The organism is Rubidibacter lacunae KORDI 51-2, assembly GCF_000473895.1.
Classification (GTDB): Bacteria; Cyanobacteriota; Cyanobacteriia; order Cyanobacteriales; family Rubidibacteraceae; genus Rubidibacter; species Rubidibacter lacunae.
The window spans coordinates 1-23,894 of the sequence record NZ_ASSJ01000017.1 but is presented as its reverse complement, the minus strand read 5'-3'; the positions used below and the strand labels follow the sequence as shown (position 1 = coordinate 23,894).

The following is a 23,894-nucleotide window of genomic DNA, read 5'->3' as shown; positions in this document are numbered from 1 at the left end:
GGTAGCCGTCACTTAGCCAGTTGAAGCAATCCCAGATCTTCCCTCGCTCCCAACGCGATCGAACCTCCCGCTCCAGGGTCGCCCTCGGTAAACCCTAAATCTCTGTTGTTGGTAGTTGACGGCAGTACAGAGCGATCGCTTTTTCTGTTGGAGTTCACAAACGTCTGCATTTCGTCGAGTTCTCCAATCTCGGGTAGGGGGGTATTGTTGGTTGACAAGTCCGGGCAGGCTGCTGCGCTCGGGCGAACCCAGCTGATGACTGCGTTATTCCAGATCCTGTAAAACGCTCGATACTGCGGATGCCCTGGCTTTCGCGATAAGGTTGCCGGCAGTTCTGCCGGACCTCAGTAAGGTAGCCCCGTCGGCAGAAGACCTCAACGAATTGGTGGTTAAAGCTTTTGCTCCGTTAATCGTTCGAGGATGCCCAGCAATTCGCGTTCGAAGGTCAACTGCGCGCGGTTGGTTTTACCGCCCACGAACAGGCGATCGCCGGACTGTAGCGCCCATACTTGCGAGTGCGATACGTAGCTCATCATTACGCCGAGCATCAAGAATCCGAAGCCGGCATAGACAATCGGAATGCCAGGGTCGGACTTGATTTGTAAGCCCGTGCTGCCGATCAGTTCGTCGACGAAGAGGGTAACGCCGTCGAGGTGGATCGAACTGCCCGTTCGCACGGCACCGGCTAAGTTGCCGGCCGAGTCATAGGCCATCAGGGTTCCCTGGAGATCGCGGGTCAGCAAGGAAACCCCGGCGCTCATATCGGGTTTAATCGGAACCCAGGTTCCCCACATACGACCGTTACCGCCCGTGTCGAGCTGGGCAGCGGGCAGGCGGAACTGCGGGCTATTGTTGATGCGGACTTTAACGCCGGCAACGCCCCAGTTGGTTTGATAAAAAGTCACGCCGCTCGCGCGCAGCGGTTGGTTGACGTGGATGGTTTGGCGATCGCGTTCGTTGCCCTCTCCATCTAGCACCGACAGATCCGAATAGAATTGGTCGATGCTGCCATCAGGCGCATAGTCGATCCAGAAGCGGTTGACACGCAGGGACCAATCGAGCGGCATCGGCGACTGCGCCCAAGGACCGGCAGAGGTGATGTTGTGGATTTGGAAACGGTTGCCGCTTGGAATCATCTCTTGCGAGGTGAAACCGGTCAGCGTACCCCAGATTGCCCCGGCTAAAACCAGCAACATGCTGGCATGAACCACGATCGGACCGATGCGTCCGGCGATTCCCTTGCGCGCGTAAAGGGTGTCGCCGGCCCGAAAGACTTTGTAGCTGCGCGACTGCAGCAGATCCGCGATCGCGTCGGTCGTTCCCGCTGGCAATTCGGCACTCAGGGCTAGCTTCTCGAAATTGCCGGGGCGTTTGAAGAACTGCCAGCGGCGCGCGGCTTTGAGCGTTGGCAACTGACGGGTGAACGTGCAAGCCGTCAGGCTTGAGCCAAACAGCACCAGGAGTGACAAGAACCACCACGTCGAGTAAACGCGATCCAGCCCTAGGAACAGCAAGACTTTCCAGGACAGGAATCCGAAGAGGGCTGGATTTTCAGGATAGTTCTGCTGGTAATAGGCGATCGCTTGCCCTTGTTCGATGAGCGTCCCGCTGACACTGAATAACGCGATCGCTAAGAGGAGCGCGATCGCCAACCTCAGGTCGGCAATGCTGCGTAGTAGTCGCATCCAGGCACGACGTCCCGAGACAAGTAGCGATGGTTTGCCATCCGTCTCGGTCGGAGTTGATAAAAGCGTTTCCGGGGACGACTCAGTTTCTAAAGGCGGTTTTAAAGACATCGGCGCGCGAGCGGGTAGCTGGTTGACGAGTGATAAACGAGGTTGAAAAAGGTGAAGTTTAAGACTAAAAAGCAGTCGTGCGCGATCGCCTCAATGGGAGGCAAATGCTGTCGGTTTAAAGGAGCTCGGAGGGCAAGCGCGTTAGCAGCGAAACGACGCCAAACCCCAGGAGCAGTGCCCCGCTCGTGGGAACGATCCAGCCCGACCAGCGACGGAATTCTAGGAATTTCTTAATGGCGGCAGCAAACGTTCCGGCAACGACCAGCGGCGCGACGTAGCCGATCGCATAGGCTAGCAACAACCCCGATCCAATCGCGAGGTTCTGCGACGACGCCACCCAAGCCAGCAGCGTTGCCAGCACTGGCGTGCTACAAGGCGATGCCACCAATCCAAAGGTCAAACCCAACAAGTACGATCGCAACCCAGCCGGCCAGTCTTCGGCAATCCAAGTTGTCGCACCCAGAGACGGAAAGCGGAGAGGCAAAATCTCTAATAGGTTTAACCCCATAGCGATCGCCAACAAGCTGACGACGATCGGTAAGCCGCTGCCGATTTGTCCGTATACTTTGCCGGCGGCGGCTGCGATCGCGCCCAATCCCGCGAGCATCGTCGCCAAGCCCAGCGCGAACCACATCGACTGAACTGCCGCGCGGGCGCGCCCCTGTGCCTGATAGCCACCGATATATCCGACAGTCAGCGGTAGCATCGAAAGCATGCATGGCGTCAGACTTGTCAGCAACCCGGCCGCAAAGACGATCGCCAGACTGAGCGCGCTGAGATGCGTCAATTGTTGTGATACGAGCGCGTCGGCAAACTGCTCGATTTTGTAGAGTGAAAGCTGTAGGGATTCCAGCACGGATGGCACGCATGCGACTACTGGATCGGATCTTATCTCAGGACTTTGGCGCAGTTGAGCTAAATGGCATCTCGAAAAAAACTGCCAGGTTATGGCGTGACGACAGTTGAAATGTCCGTGATGCCGTGCCGACCTACAGTCTTGAGCGAATCAATCGAAGTGCTCATAAGCTTTGCAGCCGAGGGCAACAACAATGCAGAGGACTGATTCAAAACCATAGGTTTGGCGGAGGCTCTTTGCGAAGTAACCATTTCCCAAAATCGAGTTTCGGTGGGTAACACGAGCTGGAAAAGGGTTGGGAAGTTTGCCAAATCAAAAGTCGAGTTGACCTCTCGAAATGCCACTCTGCTCGTGTTGTGGGCGCCGAACCCTCCCCCTCGCAAACCTATTCCTCCCCGTCCAAGAAAAAGGGATTTCTCGGAGCAAGCTGATGAAAGTGAATGCAAAGCTTCGTGCTGCGGCGATGTCACCACAAGAAATCAGACCCTGCGAAAGGCTAGTGGAAGGAGCTTTTCGAACAAAAGCGATCGAGGGATTGTCCCCCAATCCTGGATGCAAGCCGGTGTTTGATGCCTTCATTGCAGGACTCTCTGTTGTCGTAGCGTTTCTGGGAGCCCTACCGGTTTGCGCTGGGCAGCAACAACAGGAAGTAGAGATCGCAGCTTTGAATACAGACATCCGGGCGGAGAGTATTGCTGTTGAGAACTTGATGGCTTTAGATCAAAACTTTAAAGCCTTACTGACGGGGGTGAAACTGGGACAACATCTTCGAGCAGAGGATGCAAAGCAAATCAATCTGCCGGTTCAGCTACATTTAATGTCTGCTTTACGCGAAGCTTATCAACTTGACGGATATCGGCATCGGAATACCCTCGAGGGGTATTTGGATCCGGTCAGGAGCGTGAGTTTTACACCGGACGGAGAAACCCTCGTCAGCACCAGCAGAACTGTTAGCTCGGTGGAGCAGTGGGACCGCAGCGATCGCAAATTCAAGACTCTCGCAGGGCACTCGTCTGGGGTCTTGGGCGTGAATTTTTCACCGGATGGAGAGACTCTTGCCAGCGCTAGCTTTGATGGCACGGTGAAGCTGTGGGACCGCAGCGGTCGCGAACTCCAGACCCTTTCGGGTCATTGGGGTTTTGTCAATAGCGTGAGTTTTGCGCCGGATGGAGAGACCCTCGCCAGCGCCGGCGAGGATGGCACGGTGAAGCTGTGGGACCGCAGCGGTCGCGAGCTCCAGAGCTTCGCAGGTCATTCGAGTTTTATCAGGAGCGTGAGTTTTGCCCCGGATGGGGAGACCCTCGCTAGCGCCGGCGAGGATCGGACGGTGAAGCTGTGGGACCTCAGCGGCCGAGAACTACTGACTCTTACAGGTCATTCGGGTCCGGTCTATAGCGTGAGTTTTGCCCCGGATGGGGAGACCCTCGCTAGCGCCAGCTGGGATGGCACGGTAAAGTTGTGGGACCGCAGCGGTCGCGAACTCCACACCCTCGCAGGTCATTCGGATCGGGTCTATAGCGTGAGTTTTGCACCGGATGGGAAGACTCTCGCCAGCGCCAGCTTAGATGGCACGGTAAAGCTTTGGGACCTCAATGGTCGCGAACTCCAGACCTTCGCAGCTCATTCGGATGGGGTCAATAGCGTGAGTTTTGCACCGGATGGGGAGGCCCTCGCCAGCACCAGCAATGATGGCACGGTAAAGTTGTGGGACCGCAGCGGTCGCGAACTTCTGACTCTCACCGGTCATTCGGGTTGGGTCTTGAGCGCGAGTTTTGCCCCGGATGGAGAGACACTCGCCAGCGCCAGCCATGATGGCACCGTGATTCTCTGGAACCTGGATCGCGACGACTAATCAACAATAGGCTGCGCGACTACATGACCAACCCCGACACCCCACCCGAAGCTACCAAGGGGGGTTTGCAAGGGGCGACATTTCCGGATCTATATGCGAAGCATTGCTATCGGGATAATGTCACTCCCACTTTCGGTCCGACAGGTTTAGCCGCAGGAGCAATTTCCGGCTCGGCTTGAAAACGCTGCTGCTGCCATGAGCGATCGCCGTCCCCCGCGATCGCAAGCCGGACCTCGATTTCAAATTCTTGAACGATGAGAGCGATCGGCAGCACCATAGCATCCACGATCGCCATCAGTGCCGGCGTCGCTGGTTCGATTTCCTCGGCACGATCGCAAACATCATCACCCAGCTTCGCGATGATTGAGGAATCTTTCCCAGAATAGATTTTGAGCTCAGTGGGTATGCGTTTCCCTGGGCGCGTCACCCACGCAGGCAGACTCCGGGATGTATCTGTGATGTAATGGAGTGGATTGGGATGCGGCTGCGACCGACTTGCCCGCCTGGGACGGCCGAGCAACGCCCTCGCGATCGCCTGATTTAGCAGACTGCTGAATGGAGACCACCGAGCTCAGCGAGCTTTTCCCGCTTTTTACTGTTGCCGAACCAGAAACGCTGGAATGGCTGCTATCCGTTGCAGACGAATGCGAGTTTTCTGCAGGCACGACACTCTTAACAGACGGATCCTGGGGTACAGCTGTCTATTTCATCGAATCGGGATGGCTGCGGATGCAGCGCAAGCACGGCGATCGCGCCATAACGCAAGCGGTCCTCGGGCGCGGCGATTTCATCGGTGATGCCGCCATTCTTGACGAGCCGCCGCGCGCCACTGAAGCCATTGCCCTTACCGACGTCCGCACGTTAGGGGTTTCGGCCCAACGCTTCATCCAAGCGCTGTTCAAAGACCCCCAACTCCACCACAAGCTGTTGCAGCATGTTGTCCGGCGCTGGCGACAAGCCCATACATTGCTGTCGCTGCGCCACCAGCCCGTACTTGTCCGCTTGGCATGGACGATCGTGACGATTGCCGAGGAATACGGCACGCCAACCGAAGAGGGAATGGAGATCGTCAACCTGCCGGCGAGAGATTGGGCAGACCTGAGCGGCATCGGAGTCGACGATGTCGCTAATTTACTTGCCAAGTGGCAGGGGAAAGGTTGGCTCGAACTCGGCGATCGCATCATGTGCGTAACCAATCTCAAGCAGCTCGAACACCTGACCGGCGGGTTGTAGGGGTCTAAACCGGCCGCCTCCAACCTCGGAGAGCGCGACCCTCGATAACGCACTCGCCCGCGGATCGCGCGAGTGCCAGTCGCGATCGGTTACCGTCGATTTACCCCGTCGAGTTTACGCAGCCCATGACCGACGCTACTGCCGTGCGCGCACCAGATGCGACCGAAGTCGCTCCCCAGTTGACCTACGAGGTGGCGATGCCGGAGCCGGCATCACATTTATTTGTCGTTACGCTCTACGCGCGCGGGTGGCGCGACCCTCACCTCGACCTCAAAATGGCCGCCTGGACGCCGGGCTCCTACCTGCTACGGGAGTACGCCCGCCACGTCCAGGACCTGAGCGCTACGGTCGCAGGTCGGCCAGCTACTGGGCAGAAACTCGGCAAAAACCACTGGCAAATTGCGATCGGCAAAGAAGGAGCTTCAGATGTCGCCATCCGCTATCGGGTTTACGCGAACGACCTGACCGTTCGCACCAATCACCTCGATGCCACCCACGGGTACTTCAATCCAGCAGCACTACTGATGTTCGTGCCTGGATGGGAGCAACAACCCGCCCGCATTACAATTCGCCCCCCGGCTGGCTGGCAGATTTCGACGCCGTTACCAGCCGTTCAAGGAGCAGCCAATACCTTCATCGCTGCCGATTTCGATACGTTAGTCGACAGCCCCTTCGAAATCGGCACCCATCGCACCTTCGAGTTCGAGGCGGGTGGCAAGCCCCACGAGCTCGCCATTTGGGGGCAAGGCAACGCCAACCCAGAACAGATCGTTGCCGACACGCAAAAACTGATCGAAACCGAAGCCGAGATCTTCGGCGGTCTCCCGTACGATCGCTATTTGTTCCTATTGCATTTATCCGGCAGCGGATACGGCGGGCTGGAGCACAAGAATGCGTGTTCCTTGAACTACCCGCGCCTCGGCTTCCGCGCGCGGGATAAGTACAATCGCTTTATGCAACTGGTCGCCCATGAGTTCTTTCACCTCTGGAACGTCAAGCGCATTCGCCCAAAGGAGCTGGAAACCTTCGATTACGAGCGCGAGAATTACACGACCGCGCTGTGGTTTTGCGAAGGCACGACCAGTTACTACGATGCCATCATTCCGCTACGAGCAGGCGTGTACGATGCGAAGACCTGCCTGGAAAATCTCAGCAAAGATATATCCCGGTACTTCGCGACACCGGGACGGGCAGTTCAACCGCTCGGCGAATCCAGTTTCGATGCCTGGATCAAGCTCTACCGCCGCGACGCCTTCAGCGACAACAACCAGATTTCTTACTACCTGAAAGGCGAACTCGTGTCCTTTCAACTAGATTTATTGGCCCGATCGCGCTCCGACAACCAGCGCTCCCTCGACAACGTCATGCGAGCGTTGTGGGAGCAGTTTGGCCGGGATGAAATTGGCTTCACGACCGACGAATTAGAAACCCTGATCGCAACCGCAATTGGCACCGATCTGAGCGACTTCTTTGCTCGGTACGTCCGCGGCCTGGACGAACTGCCGCTCGATGACTACCTTGCCCCCTTCGGACTAAAACTGCGGCCGGTTCTCGACGACGATCCGGCCCCTTATCTCGGCCTCAAAGTTGTGAATGAGGGCGGCAAGAACATTATCAAATTTGTCGATGCCTCCTCGCCTGCCGGTAAAGTCGGTTTCGATGCCGGCGACGAACTGCTAGCGGTCGCAGGGCTCCGCGCCACTGCCGATCGCCTGAGCGATCGCTTGAAGGATTTCCAGCCGGGCGCCGCGATCGCCGTGACAGTCTTCCACCAAGACGAACTCGTCGAGCACCGCGTCACCCTAGCAGAACCTCAACCGAGCGGCTATAAAATTGCCGCGATCGCGGAGCCGACAGACGACCAAATCCGCCTCTGTCGCGGTTGGTTGGGCGTAGAGCCAAATCAGCTTTAGCCCGCGCGACCACTTGGCCAGGCATGCGCCCGATCTGAATCTTTGCTAGGGACTGATGTCAGACAGATACTATCGCCTTGGAAGTTGGCTGTTTTCCTTCGGGAGCGTGCTGCTGACCATCGATGCCGGGATCGCGATCGCGTCGTCGCCCGGTCCGCGGGCGTGGCTGTATTTCATTGGAAGCATTGCCTTTGCCATCGGGTCGTTGCTATTCGTTCTCGCTCCCCAGAGCACGCAGGTCCGAGCGGGAAAGCGGCAGCGATCCGCCTTTGAGGAGCGCGATCGCTTGGGGTTTTGACTGCTCGTCAGGCGATCGCGGCCGTTCTTCGCTAAAATCTTGGCGCGCTCCCCTCGGCCCGACCTTTGAATGCACGGCACCGCGATCGCCGAGCGCTCGGAATGAATGGTGGTGCGCGATCGCGTCCTTACCTCGCACGATGCAATCCCACCGATGACCATCATTTTGACCAACGACGACGGCATCGACGCTCCCGGGTTACAAGCGCTTCAAGACGCGATCGACGGCAAGGGCGTCATGTTCGCACCCGACCGGGAATATTCCGGCTGCGGGCATCAAGTGACTACCCAGCGAGCGCTGAAATTGCAACAGCGCGGCGATCGCGCCTTCTGTTTGGATGGAACGCCTGCCGACTGCTCCCGCATCGCCCTGACCCAAAAGTATCCCGATGCCCGATGGGTGCTCTCGGGCATTAACGCCGGCGGCAATCTCGGCATCGACGTCTACATGTCCGGTACCGTTGCCGCCGTGCGCGAAGCAGCCATCCTGGGCGTTCCCGGCATCGCCCTGTCTCACTGGATTCGGCGGCCGCTGCCGATCGATTGGGAGACGACCGCGCGCTGGACGCGGCACGTGTTAGACGAATTGATGGGGCGATCGCTGCCGCCCGGCAAATTCTGGAACGTTAACTTCCCTCACCTCGACCCCGGCAGTCCCGATCCGGAGTTGGTGTTCTGCACGCCGAGTACGCAACCGCTCCCGGTGACCTACCGCGTTGAGGGCGATCGCTATCACTACACCGGCGCGTATCCCGATCGCGGACGCACTCCCGGCACCGACGTTGATGTCTGCTTCTCAGGCAGCATCGCGATCGTGCAGTTGAGTTTGTAGGCTCGAGCGATCGCATTTCCACACTTTTCTAGATCGACTCCCAGGTATCCGTACGGCGCAGCGGCGTGTTTCGTAGCCTAGCGAGACTGCCTGCCCCCGCACAAAAAGCAGCAATGCGGAGCTCCTCGGCGATCGCGGCAAATTTATCGCGGACGGCTTGGGGGCGATCGATGGCCGCACTGAGGACGGGGGCAGCACTCCCGACGAGCACGGCCCCGAGAGCAATTGCCTTAGCCGCATCAATGCCGGTGCGGATGCCGCCGCTGGCGAAGACCGGCAGGTCCGGAACGGCATGGCGGACCAGCTGTAACGATAGGGCCGTGGGAATACCCCACCCGGCAAAACAATGGGCGACATGGCGGCGGAGCGGATCGCTTTGTCGATAGGCTTCGACTTCGCTCCAGCTCGTGCCGCCGGCTCCAGCCACGTCGATCGCCGCAATGCCGCACTCGGCTAGCCGTCGGGCAGTGGTTGCATCGATGCCGTTGCCGACTTCTTTGGCAATGACGGGAACGTCAAGCTGGTGGACGAGTTGCGCGATTTTATCGTACAAGTTGCGCCAGTCGCGATCGCCGCGCGGTTGAACAGCTTCTTGCAGGGGGTTCAAGTGCAGAAACAGCGCATCGGCCTCCAACATGTCGATTGCACGGCGGGCTTGGTCGAGACCGTAACCGTAGTTGAGCTGTACGGCACCGAGGTTGGCGAACAGCAAAATATCCGGCGCAACCCGACGCACTTGGTAGGTAACGGCAAGGTCTTCGCGCTCGATCGCGGCACGCTGCGACCCGACCCCCATCGCAATGCCCAACTCCTGAGCGGCTTCAGCCAAGTGGAGGTTGATGGTGCGGGCGGATTCCGTACCGCCAGTCATGCTGCCGATCAGTAGGGGCGATCGCAATGAGCGTCCCCACAACTCGCAACTCAAGTCGATCGCGTCGAGGTTGAGTTCCGGTAAGGCTACGTGGTCGAAGGAGAAGCGCTCGAAGCCGGTGGTGATACCTTTAGCTCGAACGTCTTTTTGGAGGACGACATCGATGTGTTCGCTTTTGCGATCGGCGGTCGTTTCCTGCATGTCATGCATGAGACTACTCGCGGGCAGTTAAACCGCAACGTAACGTATACAAGAGTGTCGAGCGCGGACTCGGGGATGGAGCACCGAGTTCTGTTCCAAGATAAATATGGCAACTCTATCGCTACTGATATGAAGCGCCAGCGTTACCGATCTGATGAGGCTGCTTGTTTTTTATCACGGGTCACAGTATCCCGCCACGACCCGGAGGTTAGGGATCCGCGCCCCCTTACTTCTGCGTCTAGGTGGGAGACGACTGCACCCCGATTCAAGCCGAGCCCGAACGTTCTCGGCGGGCGTGGAGCTTCAACACAATGCTGTCGTGAACCTGACGAGTAATCGGGTAGCCTACTGCGAAATAAATGCCAGCGCTCAAGACTATTGCAGGCAAGGGCCCTAAGATCCAGCGAATGGCTGTAAGTGCGCTGTCTGGTTGGGACAAGACAAGGTCGTCACCGCCGCTGCGAGCAACGTAGCCGGCTGCCTCTAGAGTTTTCCCTACCAAAAAGATCGCCAGCGCAGTGCCTAGTTTTTGCAGCTGCACTAGCAACGCACAAAACATTCCTTCTCGGCGCTGTCCGGTCTGGAGTTCGTCGAGATCGATCGCGTCTGGCAGCATGGACCACGGCACTAGGTATGCTGTCGCGAGTCCGATCCCGGCCATCGCACCCAGAGCATACATCCAGAAAATTTGGTCAGGTCTCAGAAAAAAGAGCCCGATTTGGGCTGCAACTGTCAGGGGAATTCCCAAACAATAAATCTCGCGTTTCCCGATTCTCTGACCGACAGGGCTCCAAACAAACATCATGAGCAAGGCCGTTCCCTGCACGACCAAGACCATTTGAGTAAAATGCCGATCCGGCAGCTCCATCCAGTCGATTACAAAATAGGGCAAAATTGCAGCTGTTGTTTGTAGACCCAGCCAAGAACACAGATAAACACCCATAATGTAAAGAAAGGGTTTCAGTCTGAGGATGGCGCGTAATTGCTGCACGATGGAGCTACGAGGAGTTATCTTATTTACGTCAACGCGCGCGCTTTGAAGCTGCCAAAAACGGTCATAGGTTGCCCAAACGCATGCGTATACAGCAACGATGACAATAGCTCCGAATATTCCTCCCATCAATACATAGCGACGGCTCACATCCGTCACCGTCGCAAAGATAATCTGCGCAATGACCAGTCCTAAAATACTGCTGCCTATGCTGAAGGCGGCTTTAAAACTAACTAGCTGCGTGCGTTCGTCATACGTTTGTGTGAGTTCGGCAGCCAGGGTGGAGTGCGGAATAGCGACCGCCGTCAGAGCCGCGAAGAATAAAATCATCACGCCACTGTAGTAGATAGCAAGCTGGCCCTGACCGGTCAACGGTGGCACCAGCCAAAGCAGCCAGAAGCTCAGTCCCAAGGGAAATGCCCCGCACATCATCCACGAGAAGCGGCGCCCCCACCGCGATCGCGTGCGATCGCTGAGCCAGCCGACGAGGGGGTCGTTGACTGCATCCCACACCTTTCCAACGAGCAGGACGCTACCCGCCCATCCCGGAGACAGACCCGCAACATTGGTGAGAAAAAATAGTAGGAAGAAGACGATGATACTGCTGGGAATCTCTTTGCCGATCTCGCCGATTCCATATCCCAGCTTCGTCTTGATACCAAGGGGCACGACGGTTTTAAGAACAGTGTCTTGACTCATGAATTGTGCTTAATATCGACGATCTAGTGCTCCGATAGACACCTCTCGCAGCAGTAGGGTGGGAACCGATTTCAATCTGTAAGTCTATTCGGGGTCGAGGTTCTCGGCCCTGCAGTAATGACAGCAACCTGTTTCGCCCTAAAGAAGTTTCGGGGGAACCCAAGACCGAACGCCCAAAAGCTCTTTCTGCCAGGGCATGCTGAGGATTTAACCGCCCTTCATCGTAACAGGTTATATCGGTTGCACCGCTCGCTCGGGACGAAAGTGACCGACGGCTTCGTCGCGGTGTTTCTGCAAGGTCGCCAGCGGTAGCGGTCCTTGCAAGTGGCTCCAAGGCAACACGCGATCGCCCGACCAGTCGGCATGGACGATCGTATCGAAGTCGGGGACGTGCCCGCGCAGTTGCTTGCAGGCACGTTTGTAGCTGCCAGCAGAATTGCCAAACTCGCGCGCCAACTCCAGCACGGGCGTTAGGCGGCGATCGCCGCGGGCGATTAGAGCTTGAACGAGGGACCAGTTGTAGCTTTCCGGACGGAAGTCAACGCCGCGTTTGCCCAACTGTTTTTGCAGGATCTTCAGCCGCTTTTGTGCGTCGGGGCGGACGCCGAACCACTGGAAGGGCGTATGGGCTTTGGGAACGAAGGTGCTGCAGCCGAAGGTGAGGTGCAGGTTCGGAGCGACTTGTTTGACAGCGGCAAGCATCGCGACAGTCGAGTCAATATCCTCGTGCGCTTCGCCGGGAATGCCAGCCATACCGTAGAGTTTGAGTCCTTTGAGTCCGCCGGCTTGGGCATTGGCAGCCGCGCGTTCGATTTCTGCATTGGCGAGCTTCTTGTTGACAATGCGGCGCACGCGCTCGGAGCCGCTTTCGACAGCAATGGTCAGCGATCGCGTCTGGCGCTCGGCCAGAGTCCGCGCGAGCTGTTCGGTCACGGTGTTGGTGCGGACGGAGGCGATGCTTAGGCGCACGTCGGCAAATTGCGATCGCCCCAAGTATGCTAGTAGGTCTTCGAACTCGGGGTGTTGCGTGACCGACGCGCCCAAGAGTCCGATGCGATCGGTGACGGTCAGTCCGCGCTCGATTGCCGGGATTAATGAGCTTTCAAGGCTAGCGGTCCGAAACGGCAGGGTAAGGTAGCTGGCCAGACAGAAGCGGCACAGTTCCGGGCAACTGCGCACTACTTCCACCATGAAGATGTTAGACCAGGCAGCCTTTTCGGTCACCACTGTCGATGCCGAGAGCACCTTGCCGCGATAGGTTTGCTTTTGGATAGTGGCGGGTATGCACTCGTCGACAGGCGCAATCTCGATGATTTCCCCATCTGGTGCGTCGTAGGTGACGCTATAGAGGCTGGGAACGTAAATACCCGGAACCCCTCCGAGGTGCAGCAGTTGCGTGCGGCGATCGGCGTTGCGGACTTCCTTGTACGCATCGATGAAGTTTCCGAGTAAGTCTTCGCCGTCGCCGAGAAGGATGACATCGAAGAACGCCGCAAAGGGTTCGGGATTGGCCGTAAGCACGGGACCGCCGCCAAATACCAGCGGGTGGGCGTCCGATCGCGCCTCAGCCCGCGTGGGAATGTCTAGTTCTTCCAACAACCCCAACACGTTGGCGTAATCGAGCTCCCAGGACAAGGAGAATCCCAACAGCTCGGGCGATCGCGGCAACACCTCGCGATCGTCGGTAAACAGGCGGCTTACCCGCACGTCCGGCCGCATCGCCAAGGTCGCCCACACAATCTGATAGCCGAGGCTGGTCATCCCGACCGAATAATCGCTGGGGAAGGAAAAAATCGTAGGAATAGCGCCGTCAGTTGGCGGAGCGGGGGCAAACAACAGGCGTTCGCTGGCAAAATTCACGGGGCGATTCGGAGAATGCGGCGCGTCTCGGTTTCAATTGTAAAGTTTGTACCCTTCGAGCAACCCACCTGCGGTCGGGGGGCACCCTTCCCTAAGCCTCGGCGCGGATCAACTCGACCGCATCGCGATCGTCCACGGCACTGAGATAAACCTTGACGCGCTCGTCCTTGGCTGTCGGCAGGGTCTTACCCGTAAAGTCCGGGTGTACGGGGATCTGGCGGTGGCCGCGATCGACCAACACCAGCAGCCATATTGCTGCCGGGCGCCCGAACTCGTGCACGGCATTCAGTGCGGCCCGCACCGTCCGACCGCTGTAAATTACGTCATCCACCAATACGACGCGCTTGTCCGTCAGGTCGCAGGGGATGTCCGTTCGCTCGGGCGTCCGGGTCGGGAGTCGATCTAGATCGTCGCGATAAAAAGTGATGTCGAGCGCGCCCACGGCCACTCGCGTATTTTCAAGCAATTCGATGTGCTCCGCCAACATGTGCGCCAGTGGCACGCCGCGCGTGTGAATCCCCACCAACAAGACATCCGAGAGATCGCCTGCCTTTTCGATTGTTTGCGAGGCGAGGCGGGTTAGGGTCCGCCGGATCTCGTCGGCAGAGAGGATCTCGACAACGGAAGCGGGCATCGGCAGTGTCTGGCGAGGGTGGACGACAAGAACGAGAGCAAGCCGACGGTCGAAAGGGACTGCAGGCGGAACGCGTCACTCCCAGAGGCGGCGGCGGCGCGGACCGCTCAAGCGGTTGTGGGCATCGCGCAACAGGGCGGGAATATCCAAACGCTCCGGACAGCGTGGCAAACAGTCGCCGCAGTCCGTGCACCGATCGCCGCGTCGACCGGGAAACCAGTGTCCGGCGCGTTCGAACATGCCGTAGCGATAGGTGCCGAACGCTTGCAAATCGCAGCCAACTGCCAAATTGCGCAGGCGCAGCACTTCTGGAATGTGGATGCTTTCGGGGCAGGGCAGGCATTGGTAGCACTGCCGACACCGGTCGCTGCCTAGTTTAGCGTCGAGCTGGGCATCGAGGCGAGCGATCGCGGTCTGCTCGGCATGGTCGAGGGGTCCGTCTGCGTCGGCAACTAGCAGCGGCAGATCCAGCTCGACTGGCGTTGCCGGCCCGCAGCTCAATGTCGTTATGCGCGGGTCGCTCAAGAGAAATCGATAATTTAAGGTCAGCGGCGCGCTCGGCGCGCAAACCGCTCGGAGTGCCTCGGAGGGAAAAAATAACTGTCCGCCTTTGTCAGCTGGGGAAATAATGAAGATTCCGAGGTCGCGTTCCCAGGCGCGCGCGATCGCTTCGGCCTGGCGTTGAAAGAGTAAATAGTAGTGCAGCTCTACAAAGGCAAAGGCATCGGAGGCGATCGCGGCCAGCACGACATCCAAGGGCGCGTGCGTGGAAAACCCCACGTGCCGGACGCGTCCGTCCGCGCGGGCAGCAGCCAACCGAGGTAGATTGTACGCGAGCGCCCAGTGCAGGTGCTCCCATGTATTGATTCCGTGGAGCGCCACGCAATCGATCGTGTCGGTCTGCAAGCGCTGCAGCGATCGCGTCAATTGGCGCTCGAAGGCGGCGGCATCCGGCGTCGGCGGAATCTTAGTGGTAACCGTCAGGCGAGCGCGGACGTCCGAATCGACTGTCTGCAGCGCTCGCCCGAGGTAGTCCTCACTGGCACCGTAGCCGTTTGCTGTTTCGATATGGTTAATACCAGACGCGATCGCGCGCTGAAACGTCTGCCGAAAGGTCTCCTCATCGGTCAGAGCACGCATCGTCCCGAGGGAGAAGACCGACAAATTGAGGTCGGTGCGCCCGTAACGCCGGTAGCGCACCGTCTAGCACTCGCTTTCGCTGTTGCTGCTACCTGAGGAGCTACCGCGCGTAAAATCTTCCGGTCGCAGATTGGAGACGAACTCGCGAAACGCTCGCTGTTCTTCTTCATCGGCATCGCGGTCGACCGGAATTGATGCTTCGGCAATCACTTCTTCCATCACCCAGATCGGGCTATTCGTCCGCAGGGCAATCGCGATCGCGTCGCTGGGACGGCAGTCGATTTCGCGCATCTCCTCACCCTGTTGCACGCAGAGGATGGCATAGAAAGTATTGTCTTGGAGGGAGTGGATCACCGTGCGAGTAACCTGCATCTCCCACGCCGATAAAATATTGCCGATCAGATCGTGGGTCAGGGGACGCGGTGGCGTTTGCTTCTCGAGGGCACTGACGATTGCTTTGGCTTGATCTTGACCGATATAGATTGGAAGTGCCCGGCGGTCCGACCCGTCTTTAAGCAGCGCGATCGGACTGCGGGTGACGGCATCGAGAGCAATACCGGCGACTTTCATTTCGATCATGACTGAGCCTCGGGGTAAGTCGACGTCTTTGTAATCCCGGCCCGCTCGAGTCTACCAGAAACGATCGGCTGCACGAGCACCAGCCTGGAGAAGACTAGAATGGCGTTGCCAGACTCGCGTTCTCATGGATACTTCGGGCAGACGCGAGTAAGTAGATGGCAGCGGACGACCGCAGGTGGCGATTGGGCATCTCTCCTATCCAAGTATGCTTCAGTATAAATTTTTTTGCCGTTCGTCTTTATAAAGAAAATTCACCGAGATCGCGCTGCAACGGACCCCTTACGGTAGTGCTAGCCTGGAGCAAACACTGTTAGCGACTGACGGCTCAAATGCCCATCTAACCGTACCGGATTGCTAGCCATTCGGCCGTGACGCTATCTAGCTAACTCCCTCATTCCTCAGCAGATGTTTACCGGATTGATCCGCGCGCAGGGACAGCTGCGCCCGCAGGGGCTCGGACGCTATGCCGTGTTATTATCGTCCGCTGAATCTGACATTCTCCAAGACCTGGAACTTGGCGATAGTGTTGCCGTTGACGGCGTTTGTTTGACCGTAGAGGAGTTGCTGCCTGACGGGTTTGTGGCAACGGCATCCTCGGAAACCCTGGCACGCACGAATTTGGGCCACCGCGATCGCGCGGCCGCCAGCGTCAACCTGGAGCCGTCGTTACGAGCGGGTGGCAAACTAGGCGGGCACTTTGTCACCGGGCACGTGGATGCCCTCGGGCAGTTGGTCGAGTCGCTGCAGCGCAATCGTGCCTGGGAGATGACCTTCGCCGCACTACCAGATCGACAAGAGCTATGGCACTCGAGGCTCGCGCGCTATATTTTGCCGAAAGGCAGTATTGCTGTTAACGGCATCAGCCTCACCGTTGCCGACTGCGCCCCGGACGGGAGCTGGTTTTCCTCGGCTGTCATTCCCGTAACCTACGCCGACACAAACTTGGCAGGATTGGCAATCGGCAGCTGGGTCAACCTAGAAGCCGATATCCTCGGCAAGTACGTCGAACGCTTGCTCCATGGCCGCGTGCCGGACGCGGCGGCTGATGCTGATGGAGTCGAACTAGCATTTCTATCCGAACATGGATACGTCTAAACAACTGCGCGCCCGATCGGCGCGTTGCCGTCGTGCAGTCTCGCCGGCCGGCATTAACTCGTTGCCAAACTACGTGCCGCCTGTCACCATAACCATGGCATCAAGACAACACTTTTAAAAAATGCTGCTTAAAAAACAGCCGCTGGCAAAAAAATGGCTGGCGGCTTTTTCATGCGATCTTTAATCTCAATCGGAGCGGCAGGATTTGAACCCACGACCCCCACCACCCCAAGGTGAGAGTCTCAGCTTTGAATCTCTTATTTGATAACGGCTTTCAACATAGCTCGTCAAACTTCATACTCAATTCATGCCCATACCAGACTGATAATGACTGAATTTATTTTACGTTTGAGTTTGGAGCAATATTTCTTGAACAAGTTTCTTTATCTGAAAGCGCTAATTGGTCTTCCAGTCTGATGTTCAGCTTAGAAGGAAATCGTGTCATCACAGCAAAATTTAGTAGCTTTGCCATCTTTGCTGACGGCAAAGCTACAACTACTACCTATGAGCATGTTTATCAAAATTTACAAGATTTGGCATATCGAAACCTTCTAGGTACTATCCATTGCTCTGGTTAGCACTACGACTTTACGACCACCCTTGCATTGCATCTGTATTATATTGTCTTACATAAGATGCGCCTTAAGGTAAAATGCTTTTGTTCAAGACCGATCTAAATTGCTTAACCTTGTTCGCGTAGCTCTCGAACAATTTCCCGAGCTAAATTCCGGCTCCATACCTGTTCAAATGGACAAGAAACACGATCGCGATCGCGCTGAAACCAGGTAATCGCTTCTTCCAGTTCAGCAACAGAGTAGGGATCGTTAACCAGCATCTTCGTTAGCAGGTCTTCAATTACGAGTGCTTGAGCATCATTCATAACAAGCATTACTACACCTCATCAGTGGATTTAGGCGATCTAGGTTCAAAAGTTGAACTACAAGAACTGTCGTTCTTGCTGAGAATGAGCAACGCCCGATCAATAACACGAACTTTAATACCTCTAAGAGCGATCAGAACAGATTTGATGAGAGCAACCTCATCTGGAGTGAGGGAAATCATAGTCGCACCGAAAACGCCACATTGCCACATAATAGATCTGCCGTATAAGACAATGTGAGAGAAAGAAACGTTAAAGCTGAGTCTAGAATGAGTGCGAAAAGGAAACCAGAATTTAGAGCGTTCACTGATGAAGAATTGGCAACACTGGTAAAAACCTTGGCCGCGCTCAGAAATACCAGTATTTCTGAACTGTTCAATGAGGCATTGGAGTTGTGGTTGTCGCAACCTGAACAGCAGAAACTAATCGAGAAACACAACTTGGATAAGATTGATGAGCTTGAAAAATCTATTAGACTTTATCGGAAATAGAGAAGAGATTGTTGTGAGTCAGCATCTCTCCCAATTCTTTGGAAACTAAGCAGCTTGGCTTAAAGCATCACCTTGCGTTTTCCGATAAGTCAAGCGGAAATTGTGTAAGCCGCAGGCCGTTTCCATCACCTCATCGACGTAATGGTCGCGCCAATTGCAAAATGGCTGCACCAAAATCTGACATCGCTAAATGCCACCGATGTGGTGTTCAACTTCAACGCGAACGCTGGCAATACTTTGGTTATTCATCTTCTTATTCAAGAGGCTCACATAAAGGCTGTACTATGCTGTAAGAAGCGGAAGTCATCAACCTTCCAGCATTACCAGGAGAAGATATATCAGGAATTAATTAGTAGCAATGTTGCTACCTTCCAATCGAGTCATGGTCAACGATGAGGGTTTCGGCCTCCCGTAATTGCCGAACCGTGAATCCCATGATGCCAATCAGTACCATGCCCATCGCGCTCATCGTGATTAACAACGCCATGCCACTGCCGGGGCCTGTGCCAATCCATCCTCCCAGATATACAGCCAGCCAGCCCCCAGACTGAAGGGCAGGTTCGAGTATACGATCGGCTAATAACCCTGCACTCAAACCGGCAGTAGATTCAATCACAATTCCCACTAGATAGTCAGCCGCGAAAACGCGACCTTGGTACTTTGGTGCGACTTTAGCGTACCAGACGGCCATGTAAGAACTCATAACCAGTGGATTGTGAAACGATGACCCAAACCGAGCCGTTGCCCAGAGTCCAGACAAACGTCCAAGTCCCAACATGAGGTAACTGAAACCAGTTCCTATAAATCCCGCCAATATGCCAGCTAATCGCCGCCGAAACCCACCCCAAATACTGAGGGCAATTGCCCCAACTACTCCCCCCAGCCCCGATACAGCTACGACTAAGCCTAAGATCTGCGTGTCGCCACCTGTACGAGCCAAAATCATCGGCTGACAGAGGGTTTCACTGACTTGGTGGAGAAACGCAAAGACAGACATAGCGACGACCATCGCTAATAAGCTGGGCTGCGAGGCAATGTAGCGAAACCCAAACGTCACCTCATGCCAGATGTTCCGTTTTGTTTCTTCCACGTTCTCGATTTTTTGAGGAGTCGTTTGCAGTGTAAATTGTTGCTTTTGCGTGTCCTGATAACGGTTCACAATCGCGGGAATGGGGGTTATCAACAGCGTCAACATTGCGATCGCAAACGTACTCATGTCAATCAAGGTAATTCCCAGCAGTCCAATCTGCGGATACAGGAGTCCCGCCAGAGCCGGAGAAAAAATATTGGCTCCATAACCCACCATCGTCCCCATACTGCTGGCTCTGGTATGGTGTTGTTTGGGCACAATCAGGGGAATCAGAGTTGAATAGGTGAGGGCTTGAATATTGCCAAAGCTGCCTACAACTGCTGCAATCAAATACACATGCCAAAGCTGCAGGATTTGGAGAGCGGCCAGTATGCCCACGGCAACGGTGCAGCAAGCAGATGCTGTATCGCTAAGTATCAGCAGGCGTTTACGGGAAACGCGATCGGCCAGCAGACCAGACAGAGGTGAGATCGCAATTTGAGGTAGTTGATAAAAGACTAGGATGAGGGCGATCGCCGTTGCGGACTGAGTTTGCTGCCATACCCAAAGGTTGAGCGCAAAATAGGTCATGCTGCTGCCAACTGAAGAGGCAAGTTGTCCTAGCCAGAGAAAGATGAACGTACGCACGCTAGACTCAACAAATTGCTAGGCAACACGAATTAACTGATTGACGCGGTACTACTTTACCGCTTCTGGCTCCTCGCCGGAATTCCAGACAGTCATGACCAAACCACTCGCTTCCACCCTGGCCTCATACGCCCCTTGAACGCAGCCATCCGGCGCGGCAAACTCTAGGCGCACGTCGGCCCAGTCCGCATCCCACTGTTCATGGTCAGTATCTTGAGCCAGGATGCGCCCTGATTTGTTGTAGGTCAACCAGTCCCATCCCTGCTGCATCCAGACTTCCCGTTCCACAATTTGGGCATACTGAGGCAGACCTGACCAACCCCGATAAAATTGCCGCAATTCCGTAACGGGACGATGCCGCTGTATCAGCGTGTCGAGCACCTCCGTCTCCAAACGTCCCCAAATTTGTCCGGTGGGCAGATCAACTAGAGTTGGCACAAACTGATGTCCGCCAAAGTGAGAACAGCGCCAGACGCGAAGCGATTTTGGATTTTGGATTTTGGCGAAGATTTCCCTTCGTCTTCGATCCTCTCGCAATATTTTCGAAGTGCGTAATAGACTGGTGTGCCAAAGCGGGCGCAGGCTACATCGACGTTGCCGTGGGTGCAAATAAAGAGATCGCGGGTCGGCGAAGTCGGCTGTTTGTAGCAGTCGAAGATTTGCAGATCGGTGGGTTGGGTGAGAACGGTTTGCACCAAATGGGGAAGTTGCACAAACGGAAGGAGAAATTCCTGTTTGTCGAACTGGGCAAAGAACGGAGCTGGGCGCTGAAAAAGCAAGACGCGCGTGTATTCGGCAACAGAATAGTCACGGTCAGGATAGCTACGGTCTTGGCTGACTGACACATCTCACTCCCCGATCGTCGGCAATAAATTCATAGGTATAGGCGCCACAGGTATCAGTGGTACTCATCACATGGGTGGCGAGAACTCCCTGCCGATCGGGCTGTACCCTAACGATGAACGCTCCTGCACCATCTCCCATTGCCCACGAGAGGGTATCAGCCGGATCTACGGCTCGCGATCCAAAGTGGGAAACGATGAAGAGCACAGTGCGATACTCGCCAGCCTGCGCTAGCGATCGCGCCGCTTGCAGGGTGACCAATGCACTGGAGCAGGCCGATTCCAACGTCCAGGCGGGACAGCGCAACCCCAATTGCCGAGCTAGGCTGGAGGCATTACCCACGCCCATCGATTCTGAGAAAAGCGTACTGGCAATTACCAACTCAATATCATCAGGCTGAAGACCTGCCGCCACCATTGCATCCTGGGCAGCCCGACATTCAATCGCTCGCGGCGACTCCTGCGCAGCCAACCTGCATCGCTCGACATTGCCCCGAAACGGATCGCTTAGATAAGGTGCCACTTCCTGCGACCAAATTGCCCAGTCCGGTTCAGCGTCCTGATACTCAGAATCCTGAGCAATGCCAGGTTGAGGTTTTCTCGGCAACCGGACTCTTGCCTGGGACTGAGCTGCCAGCTCAGGAAACGTCTCACCCCAAGCTTCTGGAGTGTGGATTACACTCGGAAAACTCACAGCAAGGGAACAAATGCCAATAGCTTGATTCGTCATGCGACGACTCCAACGTAGGGCAACGAAATGAGCATCATGTGGCTCAAAAGGAACCAGCCGTGGGGAGTTTCACCTGTAGCTAGCCCTATAACGAAAAAAGCAACTCCCTCAAACTTTTCGGCGACAGCAAAGCAAATAAGAGTAATTCTCAAATACTTCTTTCCAAATCATAGGGGACAAACGCCTAGCTTTTCTTTGCAAGCCGGACTTTTCCCTTTGTCAACCGGACTTTCTACGAAGATACTGAGCTTGCACCTTTAACCGTGCATTTAATTTCGTTGACTTAACTGATATCCTTTTGGGCTGATGTGAAATTTTCGCCGGAAGGCCGTACTGAAAGCCTCTGGATTTTTGTAGCCGACAGTTGTTGCAACCGAAGCAATCGATAAGTCTGAGTCATGCAGTAGCTGCTTGGCCTGCTGCATCCGGTAGTCTTGCAGGTACCCAAAAACAGTTGTGCCAAACAGTTTACGGAAGCCCTGTTTGAGCTTGCGATCGTTCAGCCCTACCTGACGAGCTAATTCCACGAGTGATGGGGGTTCAACTGACCGTTCAATTAGAATTTCTTTGGCATCATGAAGCCGCCCCAGATCTTCTGAGCGCAATAGCACCTCTCCAGACAGCTTGTGTTCAGAAACGACTCCATCCGCTTGCCAATGGGCAAACTGTAGGGCTAACAGTTCCAGCGCTTTGCTCTCCAGATAAAGCTGCTCTATCATGCCCTGATACGGACAATGAAGAATTTGCTGGAGCACCTGATGCATCGCGGTGGTGACTTTACCCAGGGTTTGGTGAAACCGGAGGTCAGTAACTGGCTGAGACTGCACTTGCATGAGGTACTGTAGCGGTTCTGGCAGAGTGCCATCCGTCCACTGAAACGACTGAAAATAGTCTGTTTCTGCATAAATCATGACGATTTTTATTGGCTCTTGAGCCTGCCATTCTTCGACTTCAATCAAATCCGGTAGGTAGTAGAGATAGTGGACATCGGCTTGTTCTTCACACTCAGAGCGAATGCCTGGAACGCCTTGAGTTAGAACTTTGGACGATCCCGACAAATAAAACTTTGCCGTTAAGGGAAAATCAGCCGCATGCTGCTGCTCCACGCGGATGGTCTGATGAAGAGTAGCATGGCGAAGATGAAGCGTTAATCCCCCCCGCAAGTTGATAATGCGATCGCACCCTTTCCCGAGCGCTTTGGGCAGATTGATCTGCGTGCCCAGCTCCATTTGCCGAAAGATTGGTTCACCCTGTTGTTGGGCCTGTTCGAGTAGCTCATTCAGTTCTGTTGAGGTCAGCGTATACGTGTCACAGGCCGAAGAAATTCCCATTGTCATTACAAACGCGCTTGTCTTAGTTGAAATTAATTCTCATTAAGATCAAGTTTTACACTAGTTTGTTGTAAAGATCAACCAATCTGTTTGAATAGGCGGCGGTTATGAACTGGTATGGCTCTGGCACTACGCCCGTAGCTCAGGACATATCTTTCTGGGAAAGCCGTGCGGAGTGTAGCTGTCCCAAAAAGATTAGTTTTACTAAGCGCTGAGCGCTATACATGCTAGTTATTTGAGATGTTGTTATACCTTGACCGGGTATTGTAACGCGGCGTTGAGTACCCGCAGCAGCGAGGACTGAGCGGAATGGATGAAAAAATGATCGCCGGGAAACTGATAGCAGGAAAAATTGGATTGGGTATGGCTGCGCCAAGCGTTAATCTCTTCTGCGGAGGCTTTCCAGTCTTTTGCACCGCCAAATGCTGTAATGGGGCAGTCCAAGGGAAGACGAGGCTGATACTGATAGGCTTCCAGCAGCGCAAAATCAGCCCGCAGCGTGGGCAGCAGGAGCTCCATTAGCTCAGTGTTTTGCAGAATGGCTTCTGGGGTGCCGTTGTAACGACGTAAGGCATTGAGGAAATCGGCTGTCGGCAAGGCGTGAATGGGAGGCTCAGCATCGGGAATGTGAGGGGCGCGATGGCCCGACACAAACAGATGTAGCGGGCACAAATTCTCCTCCCTGAGTGCCTGGGCCAACTCATAGCTGATTAGCGATCCCATGCTGTGACCAAAGAAGGCGAAGGGCTGATTTGAATGGGGCATCAGTGCCGCCTTGAGATCTTGGATGAGACGTTCCATGCGATCGTAGGGTGGTTCGGCTAGTCGCGTACCATGACCTGGAAGTTCAATGGCATACACATCTACCCCATCGAGCACCTGATTGGCCCAGCTGCGAAAGACAAAGGCATTGCCGCCAGCATAGTGCAAGCAAAAGAGCCGCAAGCGGGCGTTGGGTCTAACCGTAATGGCTTTGATCCAGCAATTCCGTGCGGAGGAGGAAGAGATTATCAATTTATTCTATTAGTTTAGCTTTTAGACGGGAAGCCCCGCG

25 protein-coding genes are annotated in these 23,894 nt (G+C 55.6%); 7 read left to right on the top strand and 18 right to left on the bottom strand.

What is annotated here, in order from left to right; all coding sequences use genetic code 11:
* Positions 1–8: 8 nt before the first annotated feature.
* The 3 genes from KR51_RS19155 to KR51_RS03375 all read right to left on the bottom strand — a co-directional run bounded on the left by KR51_RS19155 (position 9) and on the right by KR51_RS03375 (position 2,652).
* Complete coding sequence (locus KR51_RS19155) at positions 9–218, bottom strand: hypothetical protein (protein WP_156914951.1); 210 nt, start codon at positions 216–218, stop codon at positions 9–11.
* A gap of 171 nt (positions 219–389) precedes the next feature.
* Positions 390–1,685 carry a cytochrome c biogenesis protein gene (locus KR51_RS03380; RefSeq protein WP_051358057.1) on the bottom strand — a complete coding sequence of 432 codons (1,296 nt, stop codon included), beginning with the start codon at positions 1,683–1,685 and terminating at the stop codon, positions 390–392.
* A gap of 226 nt (positions 1,686–1,911) precedes the next feature.
* Positions 1,912–2,652: a cytochrome c biogenesis protein CcdA gene (locus KR51_RS03375; RefSeq protein WP_040655023.1), complete on the bottom strand. Its 741-nt coding sequence runs from the start codon at positions 2,650–2,652 to the stop codon at positions 1,912–1,914.
* A 499-nt stretch (positions 2,653–3,151) separates the two neighbouring features.
* On the opposite strand from KR51_RS03375, the gene KR51_RS03365 reads away from it, so the two are divergent.
* On the top strand, positions 3,152–4,504 hold the full coding sequence (locus tag KR51_RS03365; RefSeq protein ID WP_198016680.1) for a WD40 repeat domain-containing protein: 1,353 nt from the start codon (positions 3,152–3,154) through the stop codon (positions 4,502–4,504).
* Positions 4,505–4,610: 106 nt separating this feature from the next.
* Here the strand turns inward: KR51_RS03365 and KR51_RS03360 are convergent, their stop codons facing one another.
* Entirely contained in the window at positions 4,611–4,931 is a 321-nt protein-coding gene (locus KR51_RS03360) for a hypothetical protein (RefSeq protein WP_022604854.1), read from the bottom strand.
* A 128-nt stretch (positions 4,932–5,059) separates the two neighbouring features.
* Here KR51_RS03360 and KR51_RS03355 point away from each other — a divergent pair, with 128 nt between their 5' ends.
* Positions 5,060–5,737 carry a Crp/Fnr family transcriptional regulator gene (locus KR51_RS03355; RefSeq protein ID WP_022604853.1) on the top strand — a complete coding sequence of 226 codons (678 nt, stop codon included), beginning with the start codon at positions 5,060–5,062 and terminating at the stop codon, positions 5,735–5,737.
* Positions 5,738–5,862: 125 nt separating this feature from the next.
* The gene (locus KR51_RS03350; protein ID WP_022604851.1) at positions 5,863–7,650 is read left to right on the top strand and encodes a M61 family metallopeptidase; all 1,788 of its coding nucleotides are present in this window, start codon (positions 5,863–5,865) and stop codon (positions 7,648–7,650) included.
* 208 nt (positions 7,651–7,858) lie between these two features.
* Here KR51_RS03350 and KR51_RS20510 read toward each other — a convergent pair whose 3' ends face one another.
* Positions 7,859–8,086 (bottom strand): hypothetical protein, encoded by a 228-nt coding sequence (locus KR51_RS20510; protein WP_156914950.1) that lies wholly within the window; start codon positions 8,084–8,086, stop codon positions 7,859–7,861.
* Between the two features lie 15 nt (positions 8,087–8,101).
* Here KR51_RS20510 and surE point away from each other — a divergent pair, with 15 nt between their 5' ends.
* On the top strand, positions 8,102–8,779 hold the full coding sequence (surE, locus tag KR51_RS03340) for a 5'/3'-nucleotidase SurE (protein WP_022604847.1): 678 nt from the start codon (positions 8,102–8,104) through the stop codon (positions 8,777–8,779).
* Positions 8,780–8,807: 28 nt separating this feature from the next.
* Here the strand turns inward: surE and fni are convergent, their stop codons facing one another.
* From fni to KR51_RS03310, 6 genes are all read right to left on the bottom strand, one after another.
* Positions 8,808–9,860: a type 2 isopentenyl-diphosphate Delta-isomerase gene (gene fni / locus KR51_RS03335; RefSeq protein WP_022604845.1), complete on the bottom strand. Its 1,053-nt coding sequence runs from the start codon at positions 9,858–9,860 to the stop codon at positions 8,808–8,810.
* A gap of 256 nt (positions 9,861–10,116) precedes the next feature.
* Positions 10,117–11,541, bottom strand: coding sequence for an MFS transporter (locus tag KR51_RS03330; RefSeq protein WP_022604843.1), 1,425 nt, complete (start codon positions 11,539–11,541; stop codon positions 10,117–10,119).
* A 231-nt stretch (positions 11,542–11,772) separates the two neighbouring features.
* On the bottom strand, positions 11,773–13,401 hold the full coding sequence (locus tag KR51_RS03325) for a B12-binding domain-containing radical SAM protein (protein WP_022604842.1): 1,629 nt from the start codon (positions 13,399–13,401) through the stop codon (positions 11,773–11,775).
* Positions 13,402–13,492: 91 nt separating this feature from the next.
* Positions 13,493–14,035 carry a bifunctional pyr operon transcriptional regulator/uracil phosphoribosyltransferase PyrR gene (pyrR, locus tag KR51_RS03320; protein ID WP_022604839.1) on the bottom strand — a complete coding sequence of 181 codons (543 nt, stop codon included), beginning with the start codon at positions 14,033–14,035 and terminating at the stop codon, positions 13,493–13,495.
* Between the two features lie 75 nt (positions 14,036–14,110).
* The gene (locus tag KR51_RS03315; protein WP_022604837.1) at positions 14,111–15,235 is read right to left on the bottom strand and encodes an aldo/keto reductase; all 1,125 of its coding nucleotides are present in this window, start codon (positions 15,233–15,235) and stop codon (positions 14,111–14,113) included.
* Positions 15,236–15,238: 3 nt separating this feature from the next.
* Positions 15,239–15,754, bottom strand: coding sequence for a bifunctional nuclease family protein (locus tag KR51_RS03310; protein ID WP_022604836.1), 516 nt, complete (start codon positions 15,752–15,754; stop codon positions 15,239–15,241).
* Positions 15,755–16,159: 405 nt separating this feature from the next.
* Between KR51_RS03310 and KR51_RS03305 the strand changes: the two genes are divergently transcribed.
* The gene (locus KR51_RS03305) at positions 16,160–16,849 is read left to right on the top strand and encodes a riboflavin synthase (RefSeq protein WP_022604834.1); all 690 of its coding nucleotides are present in this window, start codon (positions 16,160–16,162) and stop codon (positions 16,847–16,849) included.
* A 682-nt stretch (positions 16,850–17,531) separates the two neighbouring features.
* Here the strand turns inward: KR51_RS03305 and KR51_RS03300 are convergent.
* Complete coding sequence (locus KR51_RS03300; protein WP_040655021.1) at positions 17,532–17,729, bottom strand: hypothetical protein; 198 nt, start codon at positions 17,727–17,729, stop codon at positions 17,532–17,534.
* Between the two features lie 269 nt (positions 17,730–17,998).
* On the opposite strand from KR51_RS03300, the gene KR51_RS03295 reads away from it, so the two are divergent.
* Positions 17,999–18,220, top strand: coding sequence for a hypothetical protein (locus tag KR51_RS03295; protein ID WP_022604830.1), 222 nt, complete (start codon positions 17,999–18,001; stop codon positions 18,218–18,220).
* A 364-nt stretch (positions 18,221–18,584) separates the two neighbouring features.
* Here KR51_RS03295 and KR51_RS03290 read toward each other — a convergent pair whose 3' ends face one another.
* The 6 genes from KR51_RS03290 to KR51_RS03270 all read right to left on the bottom strand — a co-directional run bounded on the left by KR51_RS03290 (position 18,585) and on the right by KR51_RS03270 (position 23,770).
* Positions 18,585–19,937 carry an MFS transporter gene (locus KR51_RS03290; protein ID WP_022604829.1) on the bottom strand — a complete coding sequence of 451 codons (1,353 nt, stop codon included), beginning with the start codon at positions 19,935–19,937 and terminating at the stop codon, positions 18,585–18,587.
* Positions 19,938–19,988: 51 nt separating this feature from the next.
* On the bottom strand, positions 19,989–20,474 hold the full coding sequence (locus KR51_RS19145; RefSeq protein WP_198016678.1) for a sucrase ferredoxin: 486 nt from the start codon (positions 20,472–20,474) through the stop codon (positions 19,989–19,991).
* Positions 20,363–20,782 (bottom strand): hypothetical protein, encoded by a 420-nt coding sequence (locus KR51_RS20070; RefSeq protein ID WP_051358054.1) that lies wholly within the window; start codon positions 20,780–20,782, stop codon positions 20,363–20,365. The genes KR51_RS19145 and KR51_RS20070 overlap by 112 nt, the downstream gene beginning before the upstream one ends.
* Positions 20,760–21,386, bottom strand: a complete 627-nt coding sequence (locus KR51_RS03280; protein WP_232214515.1) for a beta-ketoacyl synthase N-terminal-like domain-containing protein — start codon at positions 21,384–21,386, stop codon at positions 20,760–20,762. The genes KR51_RS20070 and KR51_RS03280 overlap by 23 nt, the downstream gene beginning before the upstream one ends.
* A gap of 392 nt (positions 21,387–21,778) precedes the next feature.
* Positions 21,779–22,846, bottom strand: a complete 1,068-nt coding sequence (locus KR51_RS03275) for a helix-turn-helix transcriptional regulator (RefSeq protein ID WP_022604824.1) — start codon at positions 22,844–22,846, stop codon at positions 21,779–21,781.
* A gap of 240 nt (positions 22,847–23,086) precedes the next feature.
* Entirely contained in the window at positions 23,087–23,770 is a 684-nt protein-coding gene (locus KR51_RS03270) for a thioesterase II family protein (RefSeq protein WP_232214514.1), read from the bottom strand.
* On the opposite strand from KR51_RS03270, the gene KR51_RS20505 reads away from it, so the two are divergent.
* Positions 23,675–23,872 carry a hypothetical protein gene (locus tag KR51_RS20505; protein ID WP_232214521.1) on the top strand — a complete coding sequence of 66 codons (198 nt, stop codon included), beginning with the start codon at positions 23,675–23,677 and terminating at the stop codon, positions 23,870–23,872. The genes KR51_RS03270 and KR51_RS20505 overlap by 96 nt on opposite strands.
* Positions 23,873–23,894: the final 22 nt, after the last annotated feature.

Excerpts from the sequence above, each read along its gene's own strand:
- KR51_RS03295 (WP_022604830.1), top strand. The coding sequence starts at position 17,999 with ATGAGTGCGAAAAGGAAACCAGAATTTAGAGCGTTCACTGATGAAGAA.
- pyrR (WP_022604839.1), bottom strand. The coding sequence starts at position 14,035 with ATGCCCGCTTCCGTTGTCGAGATCCTCTCTGCCGACGAGATCCGGCGG.
- KR51_RS03350 (WP_022604851.1), top strand. The coding sequence starts at position 5,863 with ATGACCGACGCTACTGCCGTGCGCGCACCAGATGCGACCGAAGTCGCT.
- KR51_RS03305 (WP_022604834.1), top strand. The coding sequence starts at position 16,160 with ATGTTTACCGGATTGATCCGCGCGCAGGGACAGCTGCGCCCGCAGGGG.
- surE (WP_022604847.1), top strand. The coding sequence starts at position 8,102 with ATGACCATCATTTTGACCAACGACGACGGCATCGACGCTCCCGGGTTA.
- KR51_RS20505 (WP_232214521.1), top strand. The coding sequence starts at position 23,675 with ATGACCTGGAAGTTCAATGGCATACACATCTACCCCATCGAGCACCTG.
- fni (WP_022604845.1), bottom strand. The coding sequence starts at position 9,860 with ATGCATGACATGCAGGAAACGACCGCCGATCGCAAAAGCGAACACATC.
- KR51_RS03380 (WP_051358057.1), bottom strand. The coding sequence starts at position 1,685 with ATGCGACTACTACGCAGCATTGCCGACCTGAGGTTGGCGATCGCGCTC.
- KR51_RS03355 (WP_022604853.1), top strand. The coding sequence starts at position 5,060 with ATGGAGACCACCGAGCTCAGCGAGCTTTTCCCGCTTTTTACTGTTGCC.
- KR51_RS03330 (WP_022604843.1), bottom strand. The coding sequence starts at position 11,541 with ATGAGTCAAGACACTGTTCTTAAAACCGTCGTGCCCCTTGGTATCAAG.
- KR51_RS03275 (WP_022604824.1), bottom strand. The coding sequence starts at position 22,846 with ATGACAATGGGAATTTCTTCGGCCTGTGACACGTATACGCTGACCTCA.
- KR51_RS03300 (WP_040655021.1), bottom strand. The coding sequence starts at position 17,729 with ATGAATGATGCTCAAGCACTCGTAATTGAAGACCTGCTAACGAAGATG.
- KR51_RS03310 (WP_022604836.1), bottom strand. The coding sequence starts at position 15,754 with ATGATCGAAATGAAAGTCGCCGGTATTGCTCTCGATGCCGTCACCCGC.